Source organism: Effusibacillus dendaii (assembly GCF_015097055.1).
Taxonomy (GTDB): domain Bacteria; phylum Bacillota; class Bacilli; order Tumebacillales; family Effusibacillaceae; genus Effusibacillus; species Effusibacillus dendaii.
Map to the genome: position 1 here is coordinate 2,300,358 of NZ_AP023366.1, position 26,361 is coordinate 2,326,718.

Sequence of the window (26,361 nt, forward strand, 5' to 3'; positions counted from 1 at the left end):
TCCTAATAACTCGACTAGGATATCGTATGTAGTCACTTGCCTTACCGTGTTAGGCGTTCGTCCAACACTTTCCGCAGATCCTTAAAAATAATCCCCAGTTCCACTTTCGAACTTCGAAAACCGGCAAACAGGCCGTATCCCCATGTTTTTCCTTTTTTCATAGAAGGAGTGTTACGAAACAGATCAATCGCTTGAATCGCATGGTGATCGCATAAAGTCTTTCGAATGTACATGCGAACCTCAACCTCTCGGTCAGAACGGTATCCGACGATACTCACATCCGCCCCCAAATCAAACAGGGCTCTTGCCCCATAAGTCGGGATGTTGGACGCGATCTCCGCTGTCACAATATGATAACCGGCTATTGTTTGTTTGTTCGCAGCCAACGCCGCATCCAGAATGGCTTCACGGTCATCCGTGTCCTGCATAATATACAAATCGAGTATTTCTTCATGAGTAAGCCCGCCAGCTTGCAGCAGAGCCCCAAATACTTGAAATGCTTCCGGGTCCCCTCTATGGAAGTGGATCGTGTCGGTCAGAATCCCCGCGCACAGCGCCATCGCCATTTGCCTGTCGATCGGCTGATGCAAATCCTGAATCACCCGATAAACCAATTGACTTGTTGATGAAACGGTATCATAAAGAGCAACCTCTGCTTTTTCCAGCAAGTGGTTGTTCGGATGATGATCGATGACAAAAAACTTTTCCGGTACCGAGTCACACAATTGGGTCGAATGGGCTGTATCCACCACAACCACATTCGTATAATCGGTTACGTTTGGGCGATGAATTACTGTCATAGACAGCCGTTCTATGAGATGCTCCGCATGATTAGCCACCTCTACAGGTACACCCACATCTCCACCGATTAATTGTGACAACGCGTAAGCGGCTCCAATTGCATCACTGTCCGCTTGGTCATGGCAAAGAATCAGGTTGTTACAGCCCCGAATCTTTGACATCGCTTCCGAAAACGAATTCATCTGACACCATCCCACACACAGACCGAACAACTGTCCGATCAGAATAAGAAGTCAATCGATTTTACCATTTTGGAACGACAGAATGCTACAATTTTCTTGTACTATATGAAAACAAGTGTTATTTGGTTCGTTCGTGTGCACGGCCACATCAATTTTAGTCTGCCCAACTTTTGCGAGTTGCTGTCACTCTTGCGTGCGATGGCTGCGCGGCTCTTGATAAAGCAGATTTTCTTGCAATTAAATCAAGGGATCAGTATATTGAGAGGATGAACATCTAATTCGGAGGACACTCATGAACAACCGCATCCGCTTGTTTCTTCTCAATCGAATTCCGAAAAAATTGGTCTCCCGACTGGTCGGCCGTTTTGCTGAAAGCAGTCTGTCAAAATGGTTGATCCCTTTGTATGCCCGTCACTTTCAAGTCGACTTGCAGCAGGCGGAGAAACCGATTCATGAATATCGATCACTGACTGAATTTTTCACACGTAAACTGAAACCCGGTTGCCGTCCGCTTGCTTCTGGGAATCATGTGATCATATCGCCGGTAGATGGGGTGATTTCCCAATTCGGCACAATCGAAGACGGAACGCTGATTCAGGCTAAAGGGGTCAGCTACTCCCTGGTTCAACTTATTGGAAACAAAGAGAAAGCCTCCGTCTTTGAAGGGGGCTTGTTTCTAACCATTTACCTGTCACCGAAAGACTATCATCGTATCCATACTTGTTTGACCGGCACAATTACCGGGTATTCGTATATGCCTGGCACCCTGTTTCCCGTGAATCCTTTCGGGGTTCGCAACGTTCCCGGACTATTCGCCAAAAACGAACGGCTGACAACGTATTTTGAAACTCCTTACGGCGAGTACGCGATCGTTAAGGTAGGTGCTACGATCGTAGGCTCAATCAAGGTGGTATATGACCCGGACCTGACAACCAATCAACCGCGAGGCGTAATGACACAGCAAAAGGTGACGGGACCCCAACTGCAGAAAGGGGAGGAAATGGGTCTGTTCCGTTTTGGATCAACTGTTATTTTGCTGTTTCAACCTGGCATGGCCGTATGGGAGGATTTGCAAGAAGGGCAGTTTGTGCAAATGGGACAACGAATCGGTTTCCTTCAAACCGACCGTGAGTTCGTTCGTTAACTAGCAGGCATCTTCACATTAGCCGGAAACTTGAGCTGTCTTACTTGGCGTACCACAGGCAACGAAAGGTGCACCGTCGTTCCTTTCTGTTCCTCGCTCTCAAAATGGATGGTCTCTTTATGGCTTTCAATAATCTGGCAGCTGACCATCAACCCGAGCCCGGTTCCCTTTTCTTTGGTGGTAAGGAAGGTTTGCCCCAGTTTTTTCAGCATATCCTTTGGGATTCCGCAGCCTTGGTCAATAAACCGGATAGATACACGGCCGTCTGATTGTTTCAATTCAGTTACAATACGTCCGCCATTTGGCATCGATTCAATCGCGTTTTTTAAGAGATTCAGATAAAGCCATCGTCCTTGCCTTGCAATCCGAAACGCTTCCGGCAGATTTTCCACAAGATTACGGTACTTCTCTTCACTTTTCTTGATCGCGCTCTGTGTTTCTTTGTGTTCCGTAACATCTTGCTCTTTTCTGTACACTCCCGTAACCTCGCCTTCGACCGGGCATCCGCTTTACCAATATCCAAAATGAAGAGAAAGAAGCGAAAACAGCTACTGTCATGGATAAAATCAGGATGGGCAGATTGTATGTAATTTCACCGGCAATTGAAACGCCAGTATATCTGTTAAAAATCCGGGTTGTTTCAATACACAGTTGCCATTCTATCCCCAAGACCGCGTATACCGATCAGCCACTTTGGAAGCTCCAAACGAGTTCGGTTTAAATTTGGCGATGTAGCCGGAAGCTGTTACCCAACCGACAAGATCTTTAATTAATGACTTTGTGGCTCCTTTTTCTCCGATATCCAAATGAATCTCCAGATGATCTCCGCATATTTGCGGAATTCGCTGCGACATTTCCTGGGACAACAACAGGGAGTAGGATGCTTCTGTAAACATTCGCTGCTTTAAGGAACGTATTTCACGGGATGTTTTCCGATAAATGTAATAGCGAGCGCCTTTCCCTACACGGTGCGCAATAATGGCGGTAACAAACACCGTAACTCCCTTTTCGTAACGATTTTGCGAATCAGATCCAATAATCACCTTGTATTGGTTATTTGGATCATTTCCTACAAATTCACAAATGTCACCGATCACTTCATCCAACGTCAGAAACCCTTTTGTCGGACTCAGGAACTGCACGCAACCACCGCCCTTTTCTTCATCATATTCGTATTTAACGGTCAAGATGTGGGCTTTACAGAAACTTTAATCTATCGTAAAAATTCGACACTTACACGGTTGGCTCCTCTCTTCACTACCTAAAGAATTTGCAAAAACGGCGGCACCCATTCCAGAAAAAAAGATCAGCTTCCCTGCTCCAACAGGGCAAACTGATCTGATAAACGAGCAAATTCCTGTAACGAGAGCGTCTCCCCTCGCCGCATCGGGTCAATGTCCGCTTCCCGCAAGACATGCAAAACGGTTTCCCTGCCGCCCGACACTGGAAAATTGTTTTGCAAATTGTTTAAAATGGTTTTCCTTCTTTGTGCAAAACTCGCTTTCACAACTTGAAAAAACAGGGCTTCGCTTATTACGTCGACAGCCGGTTTCTTGCGAAGTTTCAGCTGAATGACGATCGACTCCACATTCGGCTGCGGCATAAACGCAGTTCGAGGAACGCGGCAAACGATATGCGGCTCCGAATAATATTGAACCGCGATAGTTAACGCCCCGTACTCTTTTCCGCCAGGTGCGGCAGCCATCCGTTCCGCCACTTCTTTCTGCACCATCACGACAATCGCGTGCAGCGGTATTCTTTCTTCCAAAAGCTTCATCAAAATAGGAGTCGTCACATAATAAGGCAAATTGGCCACCACGCTTACACGCCGATCACCTAAATAGGCGGCAATCAGTTCCGGGAGATCGATTTCCAATACATCCCCATGATGCACAGAAACATTCGCATACTCATTTAGAGTATCCGACAAAATCGGGATTAGCCGGTCGTCTTTTTCAATAGCCACAACCTTACCCGCCCGTTCTGCCAAAGCCTGCGTAAGCGTTCCAATACCGGGTCCAATTTCGATCGCCCCATCTACTTCTGTCAGCTCGGCCGCCTCTACAATTTTGCCGAGAATGTTCGCATCAATAAGAAAGTTTTGCCCCAACTGCTTTTTAAAATGAAAGCCAAATTGATCAATCACCTGTCGGGTGACTGACGGGTTCACGAGACGTTTCATCCTGTGCCACCTTACTGTTTGCCCCTCTTGGCAAACCGGTTTGGATCGCTGCCCTTACGGGCTGCCGTCATTCGGTTTCTGCTCCATCTGTCGCCATGCCCATTCCCATTCTTCACGCGTAACGCCAAGCATATTCAGTCGTTTCCAGAACGTTTTCGCATTTCCGTAACCAATTCCCAGCAAACGACCCAATCGGTCGCGCAGTTCCGCCGAATTTGGCGCACCGTTTAAGCCATGCTCAACCATTTCTGCCCAACTGAACTGCTCGTCGCCCCCCGCCCATTCCGTGCGTACAGTTTCCAGGGCTCGCCGAATGCTTTCCGGAGAGGCGTTTTCGATTCCCAGATCCCCATTTGCAATCGCCTCTTCTTTTGGCAAAAAGGCATGCTTGCAGCCGGGAACCCGTTGGGCTACAATTTTGCGAATTCGCTCGCCCGGATAATCGGGATCTGTAAAAATAATTACGCCCCGCTCTTTCTGCGCCCGCTCCACCTGCCGCAAAAATGTTTCAGATACCGCCGAACCGCCGGAAATCAAACAATCCGCTTTCACCGCCCGATCGATCGCATCTTTGTCATGCAGACCTTCCACCACAATGACTTCTTTAATTTTTAAAATCGGATTCATGTCACATCGAAACAAACGGATTTCGTACTTTAAAAATCCGTTCTGCATTGGCAGAAGTAATTTCGCATACGTCGGCAAAATCCATTTCGCGCAGTTCAGCGATTTTTTCCGCTATATAACGTACATAGAGCGGTTGATTCGGTTTCCCGCGGTAGGGTTCGGGTGTTAAATAGGGGGAATCCGTTTCCACCAACAAATAATCGAGTGGTATCTTTTTTGCCACTTCCTGCGGCCGTTTGGCATTCTTAAATGTGACAGGGCCACCAAATGAAATCATAAAATTCATTTCCATACAGTCGCGTGCCATTTCCCAAGAGCCGGAGAAACAATGCATGATACCGCCGACTTCCCGAGCGCCTTCTTCCTGCAAAATCCGGACAATATCAGCATGTGCTTCCCTGTCATGAATGATGATCGGCAATTTGACTTCCTTGGCCAATGCAATTTGCCTGCGAAACACTTCAAACTGTACTTCTTTCGGTGTTGTATCCCAATGATAATCCAGTCCGATCTCACCGATTGCCACAACATAAGGCAGTTTCGCCCATTCACGCAACTGGTCATACATTTCGTCCGTTGTGCCGTTCGCATCGTTTGGATGAATGCCAATCGCCGCATAGACACCCTGCCAGTTGTCCGCCAATTCGATTGCCCGTTCAGAAGATTTCATATCATAACCCGGCACCAAAATCTGAACCACTTTCTGATCGCGCGCCGTATGAATCATTTCCAATACATCATTCTCGTCAAAACTGTCACTGTTCAAATGACAATGGGAATCGAATAACAATTTCTCCTGCACCTGCTTTCTCCATTACCCTTACCGAAAATTGAGATGTTTATTTTACTATGGCACCGTTTGGAATATCGGACGAGACCGTAGCCAACACGAGTCGATCTCCTTCCGACGCGGCCAGAATCATTCCGTGCGATTCCACTCCCCGCAGCTTGACCGGCTTCAGGTTGGCAACCAGAATCACTTTTTGGTTAACAAGTTCTTCCGGTGTGTAAAACTTGGCAATGCCTGAAACCACCTGCCGTTTTTCCGTGCCGACATCCAACTGCAGTTTTAACAGTTTGTCTGCTTTTTCGATTTTCTCTGCCTGTAAGACCTGCGCAACACGCAGTTCGACTTTGGCAAAATCGTCGATCGTAATCAGCCCGGTTGACTCATCTGCCACTTTCGCCTGCACTTGCCCAACAGCCGATTTTTCCTGTGTGACGGGAGCCGGTTGCGAAACGCCTGTACCATGAGCAGCCGCTTGGTTCGCTTGGCGTGCCCCGGTCGTCGCATCCAGATATTCGACTTCAAATTTCAGATCCAAACGCGGGAAAATCGGCTCCCCCTTGGCGATACGGGTACCGCTTGGCAATAATCCGAACTGGTGCGTGCTGTCCCATTCGGTCAATGGCCCTTCCGAAATTCCCAACTGATTCCACATTGCTTTCGGTGTGCGTGTCATGAACGGTTGAATCAGAATGGAAATGATCCGGATAGTCTCCGCCAAATGATACATCACGGTAGCCAATCGCGGTTTGTTTGCTTCCTCTTTCGCCAAATTCCAGGGAGCTGTCTCATCAATATATTTGTTGGTGCGTGAAACGAGTTGCCAAATGGCTGTCAACGCAACCGAAAACTCCATCTTGTCCATTGCTTCTTCCACTTTTTCAACTGTGCTGACAGCCAATGATTGGAGGCCTCGATCAAGTTCCGAAAGGTCCGCCCGGCTTGGCACCTCTCCCCCAAAATACCGCTCAATCATCGCGGTTGTGCGGCTCAACAGATTTCCCAGATCGTTTGCCAAATCGTAGTTCATCCGTTGAATCAGCGCTTCCGGCGTAAACACGCCATCCGCACCAAACGGCACCTCGCGCAGCAGGAAATAGCGGATCGCATCCACACCGTATCGATTGATCAACACTTTCGGATCAATGACGTTCCCTTTTGATTTCGACATTTTACCGTCTTTCATCAACAGCCAGCCGTGTCCAAACACTTTTTTCGGAAGCGGCAGCCCCAGTGCCATCAACATAATCGGCCAATAAATGGTATGGAATCGGATAATCTCTTTTCCCACAAGGTGTACGTCTGCCGGCCAATACCGCTCAAACATTGCTTGTTTTTGCGGGTCTTCCGATAAATACCCGATCGCTGTAATGTAATTCGACAATGCGTCAATCCAAACATAAATCACATGTTCCGGATCCTTTGGAACTTTGATTCCCCAATCAAACGTCGTACGGGAAACGCACAAATCTTCCAACCCCGGTTTGATAAAATTGTTAATCATTTCGTTTTTGCGGGACTCCGGTTGAATAAAGTCCGGGTTTTCCTCATAATAGGCAAGCAGCCGGTCCACATATTTGCTCATCCGGAAGAAGTAACTCTTCTCCCGCACCAATTCCAGATCCCGGCCGCAGTCCGGACATTTCCTGTCAGGCGCCTGCCGTTCCGTCCAGAATGCTTCATCTGGCGTACAGTACAACCCCTCATATTCCGCCAGGTAAATGTCCCCTTGTTCGAGAAAACGCTGAAATATTTTTTGAACCACTTGTTTATGCCGATCTTCTGTCGTACGAATGAAATCGTCGTAAGAGATATCCAGTTCCCGCCACAAATCTTTAATCCAGAGAATGATTTCATCAACAAACTGCTGCGGGTTTTTTTTTGCTTCTGCCGCCCGGCGTTCTATCTTTTGACCGTGTTCGTCCGTGCCCGTCAAAAAAAACGTGTCATATCCGCGCAACCGTTTGTAACGAGCCATAGCGTCTGCCGCAACCGTTGTGTACGCGTGACCGATATGCAGTTTGTCGTTCGGATAATAAATCGGCGTCGTAATGTAAAAAGTTGGTCGTGACATCTTGCTTCCCCCTCTCTAATTTCAAGCCGGTAAATATGATAAAATAACAACAGACAGTTTGAAAATGCCTCCCAGCGAACGAGAGACAAATTTTTCCTAAGCATGTATACGGGTTATTGTACCCCAAGTCGCCGACAATCACAACTTTGCGCTGGTCTGTTTTACCAGCCATGATCTAGGCAGAAGGCGGGAAAATACAGATATTGCTTGTTGACTTATCTGGGAATAGTTGGTACGCTTTGCTTATCCAAACTGTGTCGATATTTGTAGATTTTTCTTAGTGGGGAGAGGGTGATATTATGAAATCGACCGGTATCGTACGTAAGGTTGATGAATTGGGTCGCGTCGTGATTCCGATTGAGTTGCGCAGAACCTTGGGGATCGGGGAAAAAGACGCTTTGGAAATTTATGTCGATTCTGACCGAATCATTCTGCGAAAATATGAACCAGCTTGTATTTTTTGTGGACAAGCGGATGAGATTGTTCATTTTAAAGGCAAAAATGTCTGCCCGACCTGTATTTCCGAAATGAACCAATAAAGATTCCGAACCATTGACGGTTATCGCTCAATGGTTTTTTTATTTTTCATCCGCTTCTGCCTGCAATACTGCTTGATAGACATCCCGTTTTGACTGGCCGCGCTGCTTGGCTGCTTGTTTGATCGCATCTTTTTTTGCGATCCCTTGACCGATCAACGCATCTACATGATCGGACACAGATAACCCCCGCCACCAAACGTCCTCCTCAACTTCCGCTTCCTCAGGCGAACAACCTGCCACCACCAGCACATACTCCCCCTTGGCCGGTTGTTCGTCAAGCAGTTGTTTAAACTCCTCCAGTGTTCCTCGTGCAAACTCCTCATATCGTTTGGTTAGTTCTCGGGCCGCTGAAATATGCCGATTTCCCAGTTCGGCAAGCAGATCCTCTACCGTCTCACGAATTCGATGCGGCGCTTCGTAGAAAATCAGTGTTTCCGTGCGTCTCTTCCAGTAAGCCAACTCTTTTATGCGATGTTTCCGTTCTCTTGGCAAAAACCCAACAAATGAGAATTGGCGGGTTGGGAGTCCCGATGCAACCAACGCTGTAATCGCGGCACAGGCACCAGGAATCGAAATCACTGGAAACCCCGAATCGATAACTGCCCGTACAAGATCCTCGCCAGGATCGGAAATGGCCGGCGTTCCTGCATCGGTCACCAAGGCAACCGTTTGCCCCTGCCGCAGCAGTTCCAGAATCTCTTTTTCTGCTTTCGGTTTATTATGTTCATGATAAGAGATGAGACGGGGGCCTTCCATTTCAAAATGGTTCAGCAGCTTCCACGTCTGGCGCGTGTCTTCCGCCGCAATCACGGATGCCTGGCGGAGAACTTCTACTGCACGAAATGTCATATCCTGCAAATTGCCGATCGGGGTCGCCACCAGATACAGCTTTCCCTCTTCTGTTTGACGATAACTGTATTTTTTTTCCATTCAGATTAGACTCCTACCGTTATAGATTGCTGCGACCTCCGGGCTCCAACTGCCGTCCTCCCGGTAAATGATGAGGGGAGGATCGATTTTCAGATCCGATTTGCCGTGTTTGATCGCTTCTACCAGCACGATGTTTGGCTTCTGATGAATACGCGGAAACACCAGCCGCATCCGTTTAGGTTCCAACTGTTCCTGCCTCATTTGATAGAACAGGTCGACCATTCGGTCCGGGCGATGAACAAACGCTACCTTGCCGCCGTTTTTCACCATCCGTCCGGCAGCCGACACGGCATCCGCCAGCGTACAGGCTACCTCATGACGGGCAATCCGCACATGCTCGTTTGCGTTTGCATCTCCTTGTCCAACCGGCAAATAGGGTGGATTGCAAGTCACCAAATCAAAATGGCCCTGCAGAAAAAGAGTTCCTACTTCTTTTATATTTCCCTGCACGATTTGGATGGTATCCTGCAGTCCGTTTCCCTCGACCGTTCGTCGCGCCATGTCAGCCAAGCGCTCCTGCAGCTCTACCCCGACAATTTGACGTACCGGACTGGTTACGCGGGTTGTTAAAAGAACGGGTATCACGCCATTCCCTGTCCCCAGATCCAGTATCCGATCGTTTGGCCGAACCGTTGCATAGTGAGCCAACAATACAGCATCCAGCGAGAAGGAAAACACTTCTTCACTCTGGATAATGTGCCGCCCATGCGCCATTAAATCATCCAAACGTTCACCCGTTCTCAGTTCAAATGGCATCCTGATCCTCCCTGCACAAAATGTTCCGTTGCGGCACTTACATGCCAGGTCTCTCTATGCACCCAAAGGGCACAAGTCTCGCCTTGGTGCAAGGCACCAGGTCTCGCTATGCACCCAAAGGGCACAAGTCTCGCCTTGGTGCAAGGCACCAGGTCTCGCTATGCACCAGTCTATCCAATTAAAAGCGCCCGACACGCGATGTGGCGATCTCTCTTACGGAAACCGCTTGCGCCGGACGCTTGACTTATTTGGTTACGATTTCTGCAAAAACGACTGACAAAACAAACAATCTCCTTCGGTTCGAATCGAGCCGTAATGAATATTACAGATGTGAAACCCTTCTTCATACAGTTTGGTCAGTGCATTAAATCCACCAACTGACGACTGTTGCCCGCCGCTCTTTGAAGTTTGCCCTTCCAGCCGATCACGCAGGTTGCCGTTTTCCACCTGTAGTTTGGAGTTTTCTTCCAACAAGTCGATAATTTTTTTCTTCAGGCTTCCTAACTCCCCGTAGAGCTCCCCAATTCGCTCCTCCAGTTCAGCCACCTGGGCAAACACCGCTTGTTTGTCCATGGCATCTCCCACCTTATCCCGTCACTTGTTCGTACGAATCATTTTCAAACTTCAAACAGCACATCAAACGCCCGCATAAACCGGATATTTTCGAAGGATTAAGCGACAGATTCTGATCCTTTGCCATCCGAATCGATACAGGGTCAAAATCACCCAACCACGAGGAGCAGCAAAGAATTCGACCGCATGGACCGATGCCGCCAAGCAGTTTCGCTTCATCCCTCACTCCGATCTGACGCAGTTCAATCCGCGTGCGGAAAACCGCCGCCAAATCTTTCACCAGTTCACGGAAATCGACCCGTCCGTCCGCCGTAAAATAAAAAATGACTTTGTTGCGGTCGAACGTATATTCTACATCCACCAACTTCATATCTAACTGATGCTCGCGGATTTTTTCAAAACAGACAGCACGCGCTTTGCCGGCCAACTCCTGATTTTGCTTGACTTGCTCGGCATCTTTCGAGTCGGCAATGCGGATCACTTTCTTCAACGGGAGGATTACATCATTTTCGGACACTTCTTTTTTATCGACCACAACTTGACCATACTCGACCCCTCTGGCCGTTTCGACGATTACATGATCATTCAGATGAACGGGGAGTTCCCCCGGATCAAAATAATAGACCTTGCCCGCTTTTTTAAAACGGACGCCGATCACAGAATATAACATCTAAAATTCCCCCTGCAGCTGCAATACCATACGTTCCAACATCAACTGCCGGTTCGCTTGGGATTGTAAACGTTTTTTGGCCAACAGGACAACCTCTACCATCTGCGCCAAATGTTCCGAATCATACAACGCTGCTTGAGACTGAATACGGGTGTGTTGGTTTTCATATACCAACCCGTCTGTTATGTCCAGTTTCGCAAGCAACAGATCTCGATACCACCAAGCCAGGCAATCAAGGAATGTTTCCACATCTTCCGGACTCCAGTCGGGCTTGATGATTTTATCCTGTATCAGAAAAAGAGGATTGCCCCTTTTTAAATGAATTTCTTCTGTTAATTGTATCACCAGATTTGCTATTTCCGCAAATCGATCATAGGCGGTCAACTGTTTGGCAGAGTCAACCGTTTGCCTTATGCTTGCGGCCAATTTTGCCTTACCGACAGATATTCCCTCCGCCTGTAATATTTGTTGTATGGTTTCAACTGGCATGCGGAAAAAGGGGACAAATTGACAACGGGAAACAATCGTGGGGAGCATGCTTTCCTTTCGGTTCGACAGCAAAATGGCAGTTATCGGAGTGCTCGGCTCCTCCAGAAATTTCAACAGCGCATTGGCCGCTTCTACCGTCATCAAGTCGGCTCTCGTTATGATATACACCTTGCGGTTTCCTTCCATCGCTTTTAAAGCAAACGATTTCTGAATCTCGCGAACCTGTTGGATTTTAATCGATGGTCCATCCGGTTCAAGAACCACAAGGTCCGGATAGTTGCCGTTTTCGATTCTTCGGCAATTGCTGCATTGTCCGCAGGGGCGTTCCAAATTTTGCGCCATACAAAAAATTCCCTTTGCAAAATAAAGGGCGGCCGCTTTCATGCCCATCTCATCGGGACCTGTGAACAGATACGCATGAGCCAAACGACCGCTGGTCAAAATTTGCTTTAACAATTGGATCGAAAACGATTCCATCGGCGGCTGCCCGCTCATTTCCATCACCTTATGAATACAGATTAACCAGCAATCCTCGAATATCGCCGATCTTTGCCAAAATTTCCAGTTCATCCTTTTCTTCGCTTAATACTTCTGCCGCCAACTGTGCCATCAAGTCATCGAGTTCCGAGATAATTTTGTACAATTTCACACGCCCCCGCCGGTCAAACCCTTGTTTTTCTTTGATTCCGTAACCGGTTTTGACAACTTCTTCGAGAAAAATCCGGATCCGTTCTTTATATTGCATCATGGCTCGCCACGACCGCTGTTTGGCCAGTTCTTTCCCCAGTTGATCGATGGATTGCAGCAATTTGTCCAATTCGGATTTTGCAAGTCTGCTTTTTGACAGGGAAAGCATATCCCGAAAGACCGCTTGGTTTGCATCATGAACCGGTTTGTCCTCACGAAGCCCCAACTGTTCGATAAAACTGCCGGATCGTCTGTTGATTTTCATGTGTACCTCACTTGCCGATCAGTCGTTTCATTTCCTGCCGGATTCGTTCTGCCAGCTCGTCGATCGTCTGGCGGCTGTCCAAAACGATAAACCGCTCAGGTTCCCTTTCCGCCAGCGCCAAAAATGTGTCTCGAACGCGTTGATGGTATTCGATTCCCCGACCTTCGATCCGATCAGGGCCCCCCCTCTCACGGATGCGAGCCATTCCCAATTCCGCCGGAAGGTCAAGCAAAAACGTGCGATCCGGCCACAACCCGTCTGTCGCTTCTTCGCTCCAGCGACGAATCATGTCAGGCGATAGGCCAAGCCCTACTGCTTGGTAAGCGATACTTGCGTCCGTATAGCGATCACAGATGACCACTTGTCCATTTTGCAGGGCAGGCCGGATCACTTCCGCCACATGCTGCGCGCGGGATGCTGCATAAAGCAATGCTTCCGTTTTCGGCACCATTGCTTCATTTGCCGGGTCGAGCAGCATCTGGCGAATTTTATCCGCAAGCGGTGTACCGCCCGGTTCCCTGGTAACTCGGCAGGCAATTCCTGATGCGGAAAGCCAATCGGCCAATTTTTTCACCTGGGTCGATTTGCCCGCACCATCAGGGCCTTCAAACGTAATAAACAATCCTGCCATGCTCACGTCTCCTGTTCTTCAGACCACAACCCGGACAAATTGCAGCGCAGGATCTTCCGCTCCTTGAAAACGCGCTCCGCTACGCCTCAGCAGGGTCAAATGTTCAATCAGTTCGGTTGAATAGCGTTCGCCCGGCAAAATTAACGGAATCCCGGGCGGATAGGGAATCACCGCTTCCGCCGCAATCCACCCTGCTGCATTCTCCAATTTGACAGTCGATCGTTCCCGCCCTGATAATTCTCTCGGCAGAAGCGCCTGTTCCAAACGAAACCCGCCATAAACGGTTGAATCCATCTTGTTTTCTAGTAACGCGTTACTCTTATGATTCTCCGTCAGGTACCGAAGTCCCTGCAAAAAACGTCCGATTTGTTTCCCCGTATCCGCATAGGAAAATACGGCGAGCAGGTGACGATCATCCCCCATCTCACAATAGATTCCCCGATGTTCCCGCAAAATCCGATCCGCTTCCCATCCGCTCAACCCCAGAGATTCCACCTGAATCCACCATTTAAACGGATCGATTGCAAAAACCTGATCTCCACCATACATTTTGATCTCTTTCAGTTTGGTTATTTCTGCGCGTCCTTCGGCAAGATCATCTATCGCTCGCTGCAGCAGCTCCGTTCCCTGCATCTGCATCTGATGTCTGGCAGCATCTAGGGACAACAGCATCAAATACGAGGGACTTGATGTTTGTACCGCCTGCAGCATCATTTTCAGCCGTTCTCTATCATAACGATTTCCTTTGCCGTGCAGCATCGCCGTTCCCGTCAGGGAGCCAAGCATTTTGTGGGTGCTCTGCACCGCCAAATCGGCACCTGATTGGATCGCGGCAGGAGGCAATTTTGTATGGAATGAAAAATGCGCCCCGTGCGCTTCGTCCACCAACAGCAGTTTGCCGTGGCGGTGTACGACATCCGCTATGGCAGCAACATCCGAACAGACTCCCTGATACGTCGGATTGGTAATCAATACGGCGCGGGCTGCCGGATGTTCCTGCAATGCCCGTTCTACTTCCTTAACTGGGACAACAGTGGGAATCCCAAATTGTTCATCCACCTGCGGGTACAGGTAAACCGGCCGGGCACCGGCCAGCATAACTGCATTATGAACGGATTTATGCGCATTGCGCGGCAATATGACCGTGTCCCCCGCTGCACAGACAGTCAAAATCATTGCCAGATTGCCGACAGTCGATCCGCCAACCAGAAAATAAGTCATATCGCTGCCAAAGGCTTCTGCCGCCAACTGCTGGGCCTCTGCGATCGGACCTTCCGGCTGATGCAAATCATCCAATCCGGGCAATTCGGTCAAATCGAGACGCAGTGCCTGTCCCATCCAAACAGCCAACTGCACCGCAAACCCTCTCCCCATTTTGTGTCCGGGAACATGCAGCGGCAGCGGATTTGCAGTTACATGAGAAGTCAGCGCCTCCAAAATAGGAATCCGATCGTACACGAAACAAACCTCCATAGCGAGACCTGGCACGTATGTGCCAAGGCGAGACTTGTACCCTTTGGGTGCATAGCGAGACCTGGCCGATTTTTTCTAAATTATAACTTTTACTGAATGCTTGTTCAACAAACCATTTTCCATACTTTACTTGTTCGAACTTGGACAAAAGGATAAAATAAGTACCATCATTATCCGAGAAGCCTATGCTTGTACAAAGGAGAGAATTCACATGGCAATCCAGCATAACGTTGGGCTCAGTCTGATTTTTCGTCTCGAATTGTTGAATTCCAACACAACATTTGGAAAACTCGCTTCCATTATCGGGGAAGCAGGCGGCGATATTATTGCGGTCGACGTAATACGCGTAACCCGCGAGACGGTCATTCGGGATGTCACGATTAACGTTTCCAACCGCGATCATGGCAAACAGATTGTCTCCGCCTTGGAAACAGAGCCAGGCATCAAAGTGATTAATGTGTCAGACCGGACGTTTCTCATGCATCTCGGCGGGAAAGTGGAAGTGACTCCCAAAATAAAAGTAAAAAACCGGGATGACCTCTCCCGCGTCTATACGCCTCATGTGGCCCGTGTTTGTGAAGCTCTCCATGAAGACCCTTCCAAAGCGTTTCAATTAACCATCAAACGCAACACCGTAGCGGTTGTTTCAGACGGTACAGCCGTGCTTGGCCTTGGTGATATTGGGCCATACGCCGCCATACCTGTGATGGAAGGAAAAGCGATGCTGTTTAAACAATTCGCAGGTGTGGACGCGTTTCCTGTCTGCCTGGATACAAAGGACCCGGATGAAATTGTAAAGATCGTCAAGTCGATTGCGCCTATTTTTGGCGGGATCAACTTAGAGGACATTGCATCTCCGCGCTGTTTTGAAATCGAAGAGCGGTTAAAAGAAGAATTGGACATCCCCGTCTTTCACGACGACCAGCACGGAACAGCCGTAGTCCTGTTGGCAGGGTTGATTAACGCCGCCAAAGTGGTCGGCAAAAAGTTAGAGAACTTAAAAGTAGTCGTCGTAGGGATTGGAGCCGCCGGCGTTGCCTGTTCCAAAATGATTCTGGCCGCCGGCGTCAAAAACCTGATTGGCGTCGACCGCCCCGGTATCCTAAATCGGAATGAGAAGTATGAAAACGAGATGTGGAGCTGGTATGCCGCCCACACAAATCCCGATAACATAACAGGGACACTGGCAGATGCAATCCGTGGCGCTGATGTATTTGTCGGTCTATCCGGACCTGGAGTTTTGACGGTCGATCATATCCGATCCATGGCGCAAGATCCGATCGTATTTGCGATGGCAAACCCGGACCCGGAAATCGATCCGGAGCTGGCAGAACCGCATGTTCGGGTCATGGCGACCGGTCGTTCCGACTTCCCAAACCAGATTAACAACGTACTTTGTTTCCCCGGAATTTTCAAAGGAGCATTGCAATGCCGGGCGCGCACCATAAATGAAGAGATGAAGCTGGCAGCCGCTCGGGCCATTGCTTCTGTTGTGACAGACGAGGAACTCTCTGAACACTATATCATCCCGTCTGTATTTAACAAAAGGGTAGCCGATGTAGTATCGGAGGCAGTAGTGGAAGCTGCTTACCATTCTGGGGTTGCCCGCCGTGAACGATGGGATGCAGGCTCCAGCAACATTTTTTAATCTGCAGAAATTTTCCTCGAACAGACAAAGCCGCCGAAATGGCGGCTTTGTCACATGATCGGAAAGTATAACTTGGAAGCATGCGATAGTATAAGTGCATGGGGGACCGGCCCTCAAGGCACGACTAGGCACCTTAGGTGCCCTAGCGGTCGGCCATAAACGTCGCGTCCTGCGACACGGCCGACACTAGACCGTCCATGGTCGTCCGTCGACGAAAACGCAACGTCCATGTTGCATCGTCGACACTAGACCGTCCATGGTCGTCGTGACAAATGCTCAATGAGCGCGCCAGGGGCTTGGCGAAAGCCAAGTTTTCCTTATGAAATCTGGTCCAGCCAGATTTTTTTCATCCGTTCAATATAAAAATTGTACTTCGCGTCTTCCACTTCCGTTTTTACAATGTCTCTTTCACAGGACACACAAACAAATTGATTCCAGATCCGAATTCCCTCTGCGGACGGTTTGGAGCACACAATACATGTCTGGGTAAATTGTTTTTCGTTCATCCCATTCACCGCTTTCCGACTCTTCCATATCTAGCATCAGTCTTAGGCAAATGTAACTGTTTTTATACGCCATTCTATGAAAAAATCGGAAAACAGGTGCTAGACCAAAATCCAGAGCTGGATCACGAGTAAAGCGGCCAAGCCGGGTACACCGAGTAACCCTACTAATAAAGCGGTAACCGGGTTTACAGGTATATAAACTTGAATATACTGGCCCGCCAGATTGAGTAGGAAGAGTCCAATCACTCCAAACAACAACGCTTTGCCTATCCCTAACAAAACAGTTCCCGGCGCGCGGCCTCCTCTCAACAGAAGCCAAACGACAGCCGCTCCGCCAACCACCCATGCGACCGTTTGCGGCGTAGTCATACCAATCACCTCCATAGCAAGACCTAGCACGTATGTGCCTAAGCGTGACTTGTGCCCTTTGGGTATTATTTACACCGCTTGCGGGTAAGGAATTTTAATGCGGATCCCTTTTTCCTTCGCCTTCCTCAAATAAAAACTGTATTTTTTCTCCGCCGCCTCCAATACGAAAATCGCATGGTCAATCAGTTCGGGGTCCACCAGGTAATTGAGTCGCTCCTGTGCAAGAACCCATTCTCTATGAGACAGATCCAATTCCGTAAAAAACTGCGCTTCTTCCGAAGAAATCTGCAGTTGTTCCACCACAGAACGATCCAACCATCTATTCAAAATCTGATTCAGATTCATGCTATTCCCCCCTAGCTAGCACTCTATGGATTTGAGATCACTAGAGTATAAGCAAGGACAGCCTAAAGTATTCCTTAAAACTCCGAAAAAAATGCCTGCCGTCACAACGGCAAGCGATATGTAATCCTGGAAATTTATTGCTTAAAGTTCCCGTCGACCTTCAAGCGCTTTTGAAAGTGTCACTTCGTCCGCATATTCCAAATCGCCGCCAACGGGAAGCCCGTGTGCGATTCGTGTGATTTTGATACCTGCCGGTTTTAGCAGCCGGGAGATGTACATAGCGGTTGCTTCTCCCTCTACATTCGGGTTTGTTGCCAAAATCACTTCACTGACGTTTACATCTGTATCCTGCAGGCGTCGGAGCAGTTCTGGGATCCGAATCTGATCCGGTCCAATCCCTTCCATTGGAGAAATCGAACCCTGCAGTACATGATACCGGCCATTGAACTCTCTTGTTTTCTCCATCGCCACGACATCCTTGGCGTCCTGCACCACGCACAAAATTTCGGGATTGCGGCTGGAATCACTGCAAATCCGGCAGGGGTCAATATCTGTAATGTTGCAGCAAACGGAACAATAATGAAGATGCCGTTTGGCATTCACCAGCGCTTTGGCAAATCCCATGACATCTTCTTCTTTCATGTTAAGTACGTGAAACGCAAGTCGTTGTGCCGTTTTCGGACCGATTCCCGGGAGCAGCATAAACCCATCAATCAAATCAGCAATCGGTTGCGGATAATACAACATGCAATGTCTCCTCGATTCCCGATCAGAATGGCAGATTCAACCCTTTACCGAACTGCCCCAATTCCTTCTGGCTCAACTCGTCCGCCTTTTTCATCGCATCGTTGACAGCCGTCAAAATCAGATCCTGCAGCATTTCCACATCTTCCGAATCCACCACTTCCGGTTTGATGGAAACCGACTGTACAAACTTATGACCCGTTACCACCACCGTAACGGCACCGCCGCCCGCACTGCCTTCTACTGTCTTGCTGCCTAATTCTTCCTGGGCTTTCAGTAACTGTTCCTGCATTTTTTTTGCCTGTTTCATTAACTGATTCATATTTTTCATTCGAATCTCTCCTAATCTTCAATTTCGACAAGATCTTGTCCAAACAACGTAATCGTTTCGCTTACCAATGGATCTTCTGCCGTACTGGCCAATTCTTCATGGCCTTGTTGTTTGAATGCTTTCCATTCCGACTGTAATACAGCAACCAGCGAGCAGGGTTCCCCTAAAAATTCACTCAACACCTCATCGATCACCGATTTGTGAATCGGCTTCATCACCGTATCCCGATGAATCTGGTTTTTAAAAGCAACGATCACATTTCCGCTGTCAACGGCTGTCGGTTCTCCGTCCAACAGCCAAGCTTGTGCCGTAATCTTCCGCCGCTTCACTTCATCCAAGACTTGATTCCATCCGCTGGAAACCTTTTGAAACAGATCATAATTCGGATTTTGAATCAGTTTATGAAGCGACCGTGCTGCGGGAGACGGCGCTGGTTGAGAGGACTCCGGCTGGGAGACAGGCGATTTGGCTGTCTGTTTCTGCGTACCTGCCGGTTGGCTGGATCGTGTGCCTGCCGCCTGCCTGGGAGTTGCCGTCGATCTGTCCAGGCTGCTCTGTTGTGCCTTTTCCCCGCTTGTACCAAAAGTCTCCTGTGTCGACTGTTTACCGATGACACCCGCAGCCAGTTGCCGTTCCAAATTTTCGATGCGGCGGATTAATTCCTGTTTGTCATCCGATTCGTCTTTGCAAAGGCGAATCATCAACATCTCCAGCAACAGGGTGCCCTGATTGTGCCACTTCATCTCCTGGGCCGTATCTGTCATCCTTGTAATCATATCAATTAATTGTTTCGCTTCAAACCGTTCCGCTATTTCCGCAAACTGTTTATCGTACTGCGCGCGATCTTGGACCTCCTGCAGCCCCGGCACCGTTTTTAGCATCAAAAGATCCCTGAAATAAACGGTTAGTTCATGCAAAATTTGCCCGGCTTCTTTTCCTTCTTCCAAAAGGCTGCCCAACAGGGTAAGCGCCTGCTGCATATCTTTCTCTGCAATCGCACTGGCAATCGCAGACAAGACATCTGTCCGCACCCCGCCTAACAAGGAAGTAATCGTATCTGCAGTGACCTGATCTCCGCCAAACGAAATCAGTTGATCAAAAATCGACAGCGCATCGCGCATTCCGCCTTCTGCAGCCCGGGCAATCATCCATAACGCATCTTCCGCGACCGAAATCTGTTTGTCCGCTGCAATCTGCCGCAGCCGATCGACCGTCTGCCTGCCGGAAATACGGTGAAAGTCAAACCGCTGGCAGCGAGAAAGAATGGTAGCTGGCAGCTTGTGCGGTTCTGTGGTGGCCAATATAAACACCACATGCTGCGGCGGTTCCTCCAACGTTTTTAACAGCGCATTAAACGCTTCCGTCGTTAACATGTGAACTTCATCCACAATATACACTTTATACCGGACTTCGGTCGGCGCATATTTTACTTGTTCCCTTAATTCGCGAATCTCATCGACACCTCGGTTGGACGCGGCATCAATTTCCACCACATCCATGATCGAGCCGGCTGTAATGCCACGGCAAGCAGGGCATTCATTACAGGGCTCCTCGGCTGGCCCGTTTACACAATTGATCGCTTTCGCCAAAATTTTGGCGGAACTGGTCTTGCCCGTTCCCCGCGGACCGGAAAACAAATAGGCGTGGGCAATACGTCCCTTACGCAGCGCATTTTGCAGCGTGCGAGTCACATGCTCTTGCCCCACCATATCGGCAAATGATTGTGGTCGCCACTCCCGGTACAGGGCGATATACGACATGAGAAGCCCTCCTAAAGCAATCCCGATTCATGTATAGATTACCATATGTAACAGCCAAAAAAAATCGACCTAACAGAAAAACCGCCCTTTTCAGGACGGTTCGACAAGAGCCATTGGCTCAGACCAGGCGCCTCTGCGGCACACGTGAAGTTTCCCTTAGTGCTGCTTCCGTCAGGACCTGACACGGTTCAGGAGTTCCCGTCGCACAGAACCCGGCCTGAGCCAAAGGTTCTTGTTTTGGCGGTTGATACAACGTGAGGTTTCCCCCACCTTAATAAGTAGTCTAATGTGGCGGAGAGGGTGGGATTCGAACCCACGAGACGCTGTTAACGCCTACTCGATTTCGAGTCGAGCTCCTTCGACCTCTCGGACACCTCTCCACATTGCTATTGTTATCGACGAGTTTTGAAAAACTCCTTAAGTATCATACCACATTCATCCGCCATTATGCCAGAGGAAAGATGTGGACGATGATTAAATTGATCCGTTTCAATCAGGTTAACAAGCGAACCTGCGGCACCAAATTTCGGTTCTTTGGCGCCAAATATGATTTCATCCATGCGCGCTAACAGAATCGCACCTGCACACATCGGACAGGGTTCTAGAGTAACGTATAGCTTGCAACCTGTCAAGCGCCATCCGCCTAAAATTCGACTCGCTTCCCGGATCGCAATAATTTCCGCATGCGCAGTCGGATCTTTCCAAATTTCCCGCATGTTGTGCGCACGGGCAATCACCTGTCCGTCACGAACAACCACCGCTCCAATCGGAACTTCTCCCAGGGAAGCTGCTTTAGCCGCTTCTTTTAGAGCTTCCTGCATAAAGACCAAATGTTCCATGATAACCACCCACCATTCAATCGGCGGATTCTTATAATACCATAACGGGAATGACAATTCAACGAATTTGCCGTTGTTGGCAGTATTTTCTTGCATGTCAAACCCTATGTCCGCACACAATCATAGGGCAAAAGGCGTTTAGAAACAGGCAAATTCACCTGTAATGAGAGGATTTTCCGGGTGAATCCAGAAGATAAACAGGGAATAGGGGGTAGGACAAATGGACCGGGCCATGCAAACAAAACAAATCGAGTGGATATACGATTGTGCCGAAAGATGCAAACTTTGCAGTGAAATGACATGCAAGCAGCCTGCGTATGTGGAAGTGATCTACTGCCCGCGGTTTACCGCCGATCCGAACAACCCTAGCAACCCCGCAAACAGGAAAAAGCGGGTTCCCGGAAAAAAGTGAATCCGCCTGATTTTCATTGTGTAATACGTTGTTTCATTCTTCTGCTCCAGATCCATGTGGCAAGAGTTAACAAAAGTGATGAGAAGAATATTGACTTTAAAGTGTCCCAGGCCTCAGCAGTGTGAAAAGGGTCTAACTCTCGAATATCCAGGCTCAGAACGCCAGTCAACGCAAAAGACACCACAGTTAAAGCAAGGAACAGCCACACGAGCAATTGAACATTTCTGAGACGATTCTTCAGCATGAAAACAACTTCCTTTCGCAACATATTTGCATCACCGAAATCCTTGATTGCCATTTCCATGGATTGTTCTCTTAAATATCCCATCGAAACATATTCCTCAGTTGCATCCTCAAGATGGGCAAGGAATTCTTCCCTCATCTCCCTGAACCTTCTGGAATCAGGGAATATAGTTTGGACGTATTCTGCTAACCGATTACGCATAATCGATGACCCCATTTACCAATCTGGTAAATACATTCCATTCCTTTTTCTTTTGAGACAATCGTTCCTTCCCCTTTGCAGTGATACGATAGTAACGCCGTTTTCTACCCGTGGTATCGATCCACTCACTTGTAATAAAGGCATCTTCCTCCAACTTATAAAGAGCGGGATAAAGTGTTCCCTCTTTAAAATCTAAAATCCCTTCCGTTCGATCTTTAATCAGCTTTGTAATCTGGTAACCGTACAGTTCTCCTTCCCTTTCTAACAAGGAAAGTATGAGTAATGCCGTACTTCCTCTAATAAAATCCCTGTCGATCTCCATATTTGCACCCCTATTTAATCTAAGCTCACGTGCTTAGTTTACCTAAACATAAATGTTTAGTCAATCTAAATATTGATCTGCGATGATTTTCCTCCATGCCGCCAAAAAAAGCGGATCTCCGCATATCGGAAATCCGCATTAACTCCATACATTTGGTGCACCCGGAGGGATTCGAACCCCCCCAAGACGTCGTTTAGGAAACGACCGCTCTATCCACCTGAGCTACGGGTGCATGCTAACCCTATTATACAAACGAGTTCGAAAGAATCAAGCTGAAATCTTTGCCTTTCGTCTCGGCCAAAAGACCACGCCTCTTACTTTCCGTTCTCAAGATCCCTCCACAAATCAAGAAAACGGCTCCGTTTTTCAGGAGAAGACTTAATGAATTCTTTCCAAAAAAGTCGGCTTTTTTCATCATGCAGCAGCAATTCTGCCAATTCCCGAATTTCTTCCGCCCCGTTTACCCAATAATTTGTTTTATCTTCTTTCAATTGATTCGATCGTCCCAACAAATCATCCACAGGCACCTGAAAAAAGTCAGCCAGCCGTACCAATGTATTCAAATCGGGTTCATTTCGGCCCGTTTCGTAGTGAGCATATCGGGCACGCGAAATCCCCAATGCATCCGCCACTTCCTGCTGTGTTCTGTTTCCTCTCAGTATGGAAAGACGCTTTTCAATCATCCTCCCACCTCCATCTCACTATCATTATAGTTACAAATTGTATCTGTTGAAAACAAAAAATTATAAATAAACGATTGACGATACAAAATGTATCATGTATCCTTGTACGTATAAGACTCCTGGATCGGTGGGGTGGGAGTGTGAGAAGAGAGCGTTTAGCGGAAGAGCGCACATCTCGTCATCTTACACAAGAAAGAGTGGCATTGGATTTGGGGATCTCCACGATTTACCTACGGAAGTTGGAGGGCGGACATTCCAATCCGGGGCGGAATACGATGCTAAAACTTGAACGGTATTATGGGGTACCGGCCAAAATTCTGTTTCCCGATCTTTTCGAAAACATTCAGCCCTCTTCTTCCGCAAAAAAGAGGTGACAGCAACTTCCAATGATCGAACGAGACGTAATTGCCCATTTGATTCGTACCCAAAACATGGCCGATCTTAATTTACCACACATTTTATCCTTATCCCCCAACCAACTAATCGAAAATTTAATTGGGTTGAAAGGCGGTTTTGTATATCGCGCCTACATGCTGGAACGGCTTATGGAGTTAACCGATGGCCCGTGTGGGCTTGCCGTTCCGATTGATCTTTATCAGTCAGCCGTTGAACAAACCGTCGCCAAAGAATAGAGTAGGACGGGGGCTTTCGCGCCCGGACCCCTCGTCAAACCGTACGTGCGGATTTCCCGCATACGGCTTTCCTCCGCCAGTTCCCCGTCTTCAGGAGTGAGTTATCATCATTCGTCGCCGAACTGCAAATTTCTCCCCTGAATTAGGAACTCGTGGTGAGTAAACTTGTTAGAAATACCATCCCCTTTGACGACACGGCAAGATTCACTTGATGTTACGGCCTGGTATCTTGCTCGCCCTGTCTCTGACAGGTACTTTTGTCGATGCGCTTCTACGCACAGATTTCTCCATACGTAGACATCCAAGCTACAGGGCTCCTTGGTGATTACCCTGACCGGACTTTCACCGGCTAGATAGCGCGTGCTTAGCTGGGCACGCCGCACATAAAAACCAGCCTGTCCGGCTGGTTTTCTTCTGTTTCATAGTTTTATCGGGGGTTCTCACCCTCTGGCTGATGGTATGTAACTGGCGGAGTGAGAGGGATTCGAACCCTCGATACGGGTTATCCCCGTATACTCGCTTAGCAGGCGAGCGCCTTCGACCTACTCGGCCATCACTCCATGCACCTTTTTATAAGCACTTATCTATTGTACAGTGTTTTCCTTGTGAAATCAAGATTTTCTATCTGTTAACTTTTTCATGCGCATACGTCGAACAATCGATTGCCATGTGACCAGCAACATAAATCCCCATCCCAAAATGTAAAAAAACTTAGATATAAACTGAGACACCGTATAAGGCGACAGGCTCACCATAAATCCGACCAGGAACATCGCTGCCGTAATAAAAAGGGATCGCCCGAATGCTGTACGGTGAAGAGCGAAAAACTGTACGATCATGCACACAATAAATAACAGCAGTCCAATCAGGAACATTCCAATCTCTCCCCTGCAAACGTATAAACGTATTATACAAAAAGCGCCCCCTTCACGCTATATCCCTAACACACCGGTTCCTATTCACGCTTTTTACATCTTCAACCTGATGTATCGTTGTCAAAACCGTTCGAATACCCGTAATTTGAATCAAATTCTTAAAAAGAGGGGGTTGCTATGTACGGTGTATTCGGTGTATATACGTGATGGGCGGTTGCAATGGTGCTGGCGCAAGCGATTAAATTGCAAATGCCCCTGTCTAATGAATGGGGACCGGGGCATTTGGACCTTTATTGCTTTTTAATTGTCCGGATGCCTCCCATGTAGGGAACCAACGCTTCCGGAATCTGGACGCTTCCGTCAGGTTGCTGATAATTTTCCAAAATGGCCGCCACCGTACGACCCACCGCAAGACCTGACCCGTTAATTGTATGAGTAAACTCCGGTTTAGCCTGCGCTTCCCGACGAAATCGGATATTCGCACGCCGTGCCTGAAAATCTTCGAAATTCGAACAACTGGAAATTTCACGATATTGGTTGGCTGCTGGCAGCCAAACTTCCAGATCGATTTTTTTTGCCGCTCCAAATCCGAGATCCGCCGTACACATATCGAGTGCCCGGTAAGGTAAATTAAGCCGCTGTAAAATGGTTTCCGCGTTGTTAACCAACTTCATCCATTCTTCATAGGAGTCTTCCGGACGTGTGAATTTAACCATCTCAACTTTATTGAACTGGTGCATCCGGATCAATCCCCTGGTATCTCGTCCGGCTGCGCCCGCTTCGGAACGAAAGCACGGTGTGAATGCGACGTAATATCGGGGCAGATCACTCATTTGTAAAATTTCATCACGGTGCAAATTGGTCACGGGGACTTCTGCCGTTGGAACTAAGAAATAGTCGGTGTCTGTCAGCTTAAACGCGTCTTCTTCAAATTTTGGCAGATTGCCTGTCCCTGTCATACTTGCACGATTGACGATAAACGGTGGAAGCACTTCCGTATACCCGTGTTCTCCCGTATGTATGTCCAGCATAAAATTAATCAAGGCGCGTTCCAAACGAGCTCCCAGCCCTTTATAAAAAACAAACCGTGCGCCCGTTACTTTGCCGCCAGATTCAAAATCAAGAATGCCCAATTCTGTCCCAATTTCCCAGTGCGGTTTCGGTTCAAAATCAAATTGGCGAATTTCGCCCCATTTTTTGATTTCCACATTGTCGTCTTCCGATTCGCCATAGGGCACACTTTCGTGCGGGATGTTAGGAATTGTGAGAAGGATATGCTCAATTTTATCTTCCAGTCCCCTCAATTCTTCATCCAACTGTTTAATCCGGTCACCCACTTCACGCATTTCAAGCACCAGGCTTTCCGCATCCTGGCCTGCCTTTTTCAGCTTGGCAACTTCCTGGGATACACTGTTACGCTTTGCCTTTAATGTTTCCGACTCAGTCAAAAGCTCGCGTCTGCGGGTATCCAACTGCAGAAAATCGTCTACGATATCAGGTGATTCTCCTCTTTTTCTTTGCGATTCGCGAACTCGATCCGGCTCATTTCGCAGGACTCGTGCATCTAACACTCGACACCATCTCCTTGACCGTCCTGTCTTATGTAAAAGCGAAATCATACATTCAATAGCCTCACGGAA

32 protein-coding genes, 3 tRNA genes, 1 other RNA gene and 1 pseudogene are annotated in these 26,361 nt (G+C 48.2%); 5 read left to right on the forward strand and 32 right to left on the reverse strand.

What is annotated here, in order from left to right:
- Positions 1 to 41: 41 nt before the first annotated feature.
- Positions 42 to 983 (reverse strand): DHH family phosphoesterase, encoded by a 942-nt coding sequence (locus skT53_RS12390; RefSeq protein WP_200757400.1) that lies wholly within the window; start codon positions 981 to 983, stop codon positions 42 to 44.
- A 292-nt stretch (positions 984 to 1,275) separates the two neighbouring features.
- Here skT53_RS12390 and asd point away from each other — a divergent pair, with 292 nt between their 5' ends.
- The gene (gene asd / locus skT53_RS12395; RefSeq protein WP_200757402.1) at positions 1,276 to 2,127 is read left to right on the forward strand and encodes an archaetidylserine decarboxylase; all 852 of its coding nucleotides are present in this window, start codon (positions 1,276 to 1,278) and stop codon (positions 2,125 to 2,127) included.
- On the opposite strand, the gene skT53_RS12400 is transcribed toward asd, so the two are convergent.
- The 7 genes from skT53_RS12400 to metG form a co-directional block, all read right to left on the reverse strand.
- A complete protein-coding gene (locus tag skT53_RS12400) occupies positions 2,124 to 2,603 on the reverse strand; it encodes an ATP-binding protein (RefSeq protein WP_200757404.1) in 480 nt (159 codons plus the stop codon). The two genes, asd and skT53_RS12400, sit on opposite strands and share 4 nt — an antisense overlap.
- The gene (locus skT53_RS19225) at positions 2,539 to 2,796 is read right to left on the reverse strand and encodes an MHYT domain-containing protein (protein WP_200757406.1); all 258 of its coding nucleotides are present in this window, start codon (positions 2,794 to 2,796) and stop codon (positions 2,539 to 2,541) included. Before skT53_RS19225 ends, skT53_RS12400 begins: the two co-directional genes overlap by 65 nt.
- On the reverse strand, positions 2,787 to 3,269 hold the full coding sequence (locus skT53_RS12410) for a ribonuclease H-like YkuK family protein (RefSeq protein WP_200757408.1): 483 nt from the start codon (positions 3,267 to 3,269) through the stop codon (positions 2,787 to 2,789). Before skT53_RS12410 ends, skT53_RS19225 begins: the two co-directional genes overlap by 10 nt.
- A gap of 164 nt (positions 3,270 to 3,433) precedes the next feature.
- Positions 3,434 to 4,309 (reverse strand): 16S rRNA (adenine(1518)-N(6)/adenine(1519)-N(6))-dimethyltransferase RsmA, encoded by an 876-nt coding sequence (gene rsmA / locus skT53_RS12415; RefSeq protein ID WP_200757410.1) that lies wholly within the window; start codon positions 4,307 to 4,309, stop codon positions 3,434 to 3,436.
- 54 nt (positions 4,310 to 4,363) lie between these two features.
- Positions 4,364 to 4,936 carry a ribonuclease M5 gene (gene rnmV, locus skT53_RS12420; protein WP_200760974.1) on the reverse strand — a complete coding sequence of 191 codons (573 nt, stop codon included), beginning with the start codon at positions 4,934 to 4,936 and terminating at the stop codon, positions 4,364 to 4,366.
- 1 nt (position 4,937) lies between these two features.
- Positions 4,938 to 5,726: a TatD family hydrolase gene (locus skT53_RS12425; RefSeq protein ID WP_200760975.1), complete on the reverse strand. Its 789-nt coding sequence runs from the start codon at positions 5,724 to 5,726 to the stop codon at positions 4,938 to 4,940.
- Between the two features lie 49 nt (positions 5,727 to 5,775).
- Positions 5,776 to 7,797 carry a methionine--tRNA ligase gene (gene metG / locus skT53_RS12430; RefSeq protein ID WP_200757412.1) on the reverse strand — a complete coding sequence of 674 codons (2,022 nt, stop codon included), beginning with the start codon at positions 7,795 to 7,797 and terminating at the stop codon, positions 5,776 to 5,778.
- A gap of 299 nt (positions 7,798 to 8,096) precedes the next feature.
- On the opposite strand from metG, the gene skT53_RS12435 reads away from it, so the two are divergent.
- Positions 8,097 to 8,336: an AbrB/MazE/SpoVT family DNA-binding domain-containing protein gene (locus skT53_RS12435; protein WP_200757414.1), complete on the forward strand. Its 240-nt coding sequence runs from the start codon at positions 8,097 to 8,099 to the stop codon at positions 8,334 to 8,336.
- 39 nt (positions 8,337 to 8,375) lie between these two features.
- Here skT53_RS12435 and rsmI read toward each other — a convergent pair whose 3' ends face one another.
- The 8 genes and pseudogenes from rsmI to skT53_RS12475 all read right to left on the reverse strand — a co-directional run bounded on the left by rsmI (position 8,376) and on the right by skT53_RS12475 (position 14,795).
- Positions 8,376 to 9,266, reverse strand: a complete 891-nt coding sequence (gene rsmI, locus skT53_RS12440) for a 16S rRNA (cytidine(1402)-2'-O)-methyltransferase (protein WP_200757416.1) — start codon at positions 9,264 to 9,266, stop codon at positions 8,376 to 8,378.
- Positions 9,267 to 10,022, reverse strand: coding sequence for a tRNA1(Val) (adenine(37)-N6)-methyltransferase (locus tag skT53_RS12445; protein WP_200757418.1), 756 nt, complete (start codon positions 10,020 to 10,022; stop codon positions 9,267 to 9,269).
- A gap of 252 nt (positions 10,023 to 10,274) precedes the next feature.
- Positions 10,275 to 10,595, reverse strand: coding sequence for an initiation-control protein YabA (locus skT53_RS12450; RefSeq protein ID WP_200757420.1), 321 nt, complete (start codon positions 10,593 to 10,595; stop codon positions 10,275 to 10,277).
- A gap of 28 nt (positions 10,596 to 10,623) precedes the next feature.
- A pseudogene (locus skT53_RS12455) lies at positions 10,624 to 11,265 on the reverse strand (PSP1 domain-containing protein); the annotation flags it as partial.
- Complete coding sequence (gene holB / locus skT53_RS12460) at positions 11,266 to 12,249, reverse strand: DNA polymerase III subunit delta' (RefSeq protein ID WP_200757424.1); 984 nt, start codon at positions 12,247 to 12,249, stop codon at positions 11,266 to 11,268. It abuts the pseudogene before it with no gap.
- Positions 12,250 to 12,259: 10 nt separating this feature from the next.
- Positions 12,260 to 12,706, reverse strand: coding sequence for a YaaR family protein (locus tag skT53_RS12465; RefSeq protein WP_200757426.1), 447 nt, complete (start codon positions 12,704 to 12,706; stop codon positions 12,260 to 12,262).
- A gap of 7 nt (positions 12,707 to 12,713) precedes the next feature.
- Entirely contained in the window at positions 12,714 to 13,337 is a 624-nt protein-coding gene (tmk, locus tag skT53_RS12470) for a dTMP kinase (protein ID WP_200757428.1), read from the reverse strand.
- Between the two features lie 18 nt (positions 13,338 to 13,355).
- Entirely contained in the window at positions 13,356 to 14,795 is a 1,440-nt protein-coding gene (locus tag skT53_RS12475; RefSeq protein WP_200757430.1) for an aminotransferase class I/II-fold pyridoxal phosphate-dependent enzyme, read from the reverse strand.
- 226 nt (positions 14,796 to 15,021) lie between these two features.
- On the opposite strand from skT53_RS12475, the gene skT53_RS12480 reads away from it, so the two are divergent.
- The gene (locus skT53_RS12480) at positions 15,022 to 16,458 is read left to right on the forward strand and encodes an NAD-dependent malic enzyme (protein ID WP_200757431.1); all 1,437 of its coding nucleotides are present in this window, start codon (positions 15,022 to 15,024) and stop codon (positions 16,456 to 16,458) included.
- A 317-nt stretch (positions 16,459 to 16,775) separates the two neighbouring features.
- On the opposite strand, the gene skT53_RS12485 is transcribed toward skT53_RS12480, so the two are convergent.
- From skT53_RS12485 to skT53_RS12545, 13 genes are all read right to left on the reverse strand, one after another.
- Positions 16,776 to 16,964, reverse strand: a complete 189-nt coding sequence (locus skT53_RS12485; RefSeq protein ID WP_200757433.1) for a sigma factor G inhibitor Gin — start codon at positions 16,962 to 16,964, stop codon at positions 16,776 to 16,778.
- Positions 16,965 to 17,063: 99 nt separating this feature from the next.
- Positions 17,064 to 17,333, reverse strand: coding sequence for a pro-sigmaK processing inhibitor BofA family protein (locus tag skT53_RS12490; RefSeq protein WP_200757435.1), 270 nt, complete (start codon positions 17,331 to 17,333; stop codon positions 17,064 to 17,066).
- A gap of 69 nt (positions 17,334 to 17,402) precedes the next feature.
- On the reverse strand, positions 17,403 to 17,678 hold the full coding sequence (locus skT53_RS12495; protein WP_200757437.1) for a DUF2508 family protein: 276 nt from the start codon (positions 17,676 to 17,678) through the stop codon (positions 17,403 to 17,405).
- 141 nt (positions 17,679 to 17,819) lie between these two features.
- Complete coding sequence (gene recR / locus skT53_RS12500) at positions 17,820 to 18,422, reverse strand: recombination mediator RecR (RefSeq protein ID WP_200760976.1); 603 nt, start codon at positions 18,420 to 18,422, stop codon at positions 17,820 to 17,822.
- A 25-nt stretch (positions 18,423 to 18,447) separates the two neighbouring features.
- Positions 18,448 to 18,753 (reverse strand): YbaB/EbfC family nucleoid-associated protein, encoded by a 306-nt coding sequence (locus tag skT53_RS12505; RefSeq protein ID WP_200757439.1) that lies wholly within the window; start codon positions 18,751 to 18,753, stop codon positions 18,448 to 18,450.
- A gap of 11 nt (positions 18,754 to 18,764) precedes the next feature.
- Positions 18,765 to 20,513, reverse strand: coding sequence for a DNA polymerase III subunit gamma/tau (gene dnaX / locus skT53_RS12510; RefSeq protein WP_200757440.1), 1,749 nt, complete (start codon positions 20,511 to 20,513; stop codon positions 18,765 to 18,767).
- Positions 20,514 to 20,631: 118 nt separating this feature from the next.
- Positions 20,632 to 20,731, reverse strand: an RNA gene (gene ffs / locus skT53_RS12515) — signal recognition particle sRNA small type.
- Positions 20,732 to 20,802: 71 nt separating this feature from the next.
- Positions 20,803 to 20,893 (reverse strand) — tRNA-Ser (locus skT53_RS12520).
- 12 nt (positions 20,894 to 20,905) lie between these two features.
- On the reverse strand, positions 20,906 to 21,352 hold the full coding sequence (gene tadA / locus skT53_RS12525) for a tRNA adenosine(34) deaminase TadA (RefSeq protein WP_226375448.1): 447 nt from the start codon (positions 21,350 to 21,352) through the stop codon (positions 20,906 to 20,908).
- A gap of 425 nt (positions 21,353 to 21,777) precedes the next feature.
- A complete protein-coding gene (locus tag skT53_RS12530; RefSeq protein ID WP_318978481.1) occupies positions 21,778 to 22,224 on the reverse strand; it encodes a permease prefix domain 1-containing protein in 447 nt (148 codons plus the stop codon).
- On the reverse strand, positions 22,202 to 22,531 hold the full coding sequence (locus skT53_RS12535) for a PadR family transcriptional regulator (RefSeq protein WP_200757444.1): 330 nt from the start codon (positions 22,529 to 22,531) through the stop codon (positions 22,202 to 22,204). Before skT53_RS12535 ends, skT53_RS12530 begins: the two co-directional genes overlap by 23 nt.
- Positions 22,532 to 22,684: 153 nt before the next feature.
- A tRNA-Arg gene (locus skT53_RS12540) sits at positions 22,685 to 22,763 on the reverse strand.
- Between the two features lie 82 nt (positions 22,764 to 22,845).
- Complete coding sequence (locus skT53_RS12545; RefSeq protein WP_200757446.1) at positions 22,846 to 23,214, reverse strand: helix-turn-helix domain-containing protein; 369 nt, start codon at positions 23,212 to 23,214, stop codon at positions 22,846 to 22,848.
- Positions 23,215 to 23,354: 140 nt separating this feature from the next.
- On the opposite strand from skT53_RS12545, the gene skT53_RS12550 reads away from it, so the two are divergent.
- A complete protein-coding gene (locus tag skT53_RS12550) occupies positions 23,355 to 23,588 on the forward strand; it encodes a helix-turn-helix domain-containing protein (RefSeq protein ID WP_200757448.1) in 234 nt (77 codons plus the stop codon).
- Between the two features lie 12 nt (positions 23,589 to 23,600).
- Entirely contained in the window at positions 23,601 to 23,846 is a 246-nt protein-coding gene (locus skT53_RS12555) for a hypothetical protein (protein WP_200757450.1), read from the forward strand.
- 466 nt (positions 23,847 to 24,312) lie between these two features.
- Here skT53_RS12555 and skT53_RS12560 read toward each other — a convergent pair.
- From skT53_RS12560 to serS, 3 genes are all read right to left on the reverse strand, one after another.
- Positions 24,313 to 24,406 (reverse strand) — tRNA-Ser (locus skT53_RS12560).
- Between the two features lie 51 nt (positions 24,407 to 24,457).
- On the reverse strand, positions 24,458 to 24,721 hold the full coding sequence (locus skT53_RS12565; RefSeq protein WP_200757452.1) for a hypothetical protein: 264 nt from the start codon (positions 24,719 to 24,721) through the stop codon (positions 24,458 to 24,460).
- 290 nt (positions 24,722 to 25,011) lie between these two features.
- Complete coding sequence (gene serS, locus skT53_RS12570) at positions 25,012 to 26,292, reverse strand: serine--tRNA ligase (protein WP_226375205.1); 1,281 nt, start codon at positions 26,290 to 26,292, stop codon at positions 25,012 to 25,014.
- Positions 26,293 to 26,361: the final 69 nt, after the last annotated feature.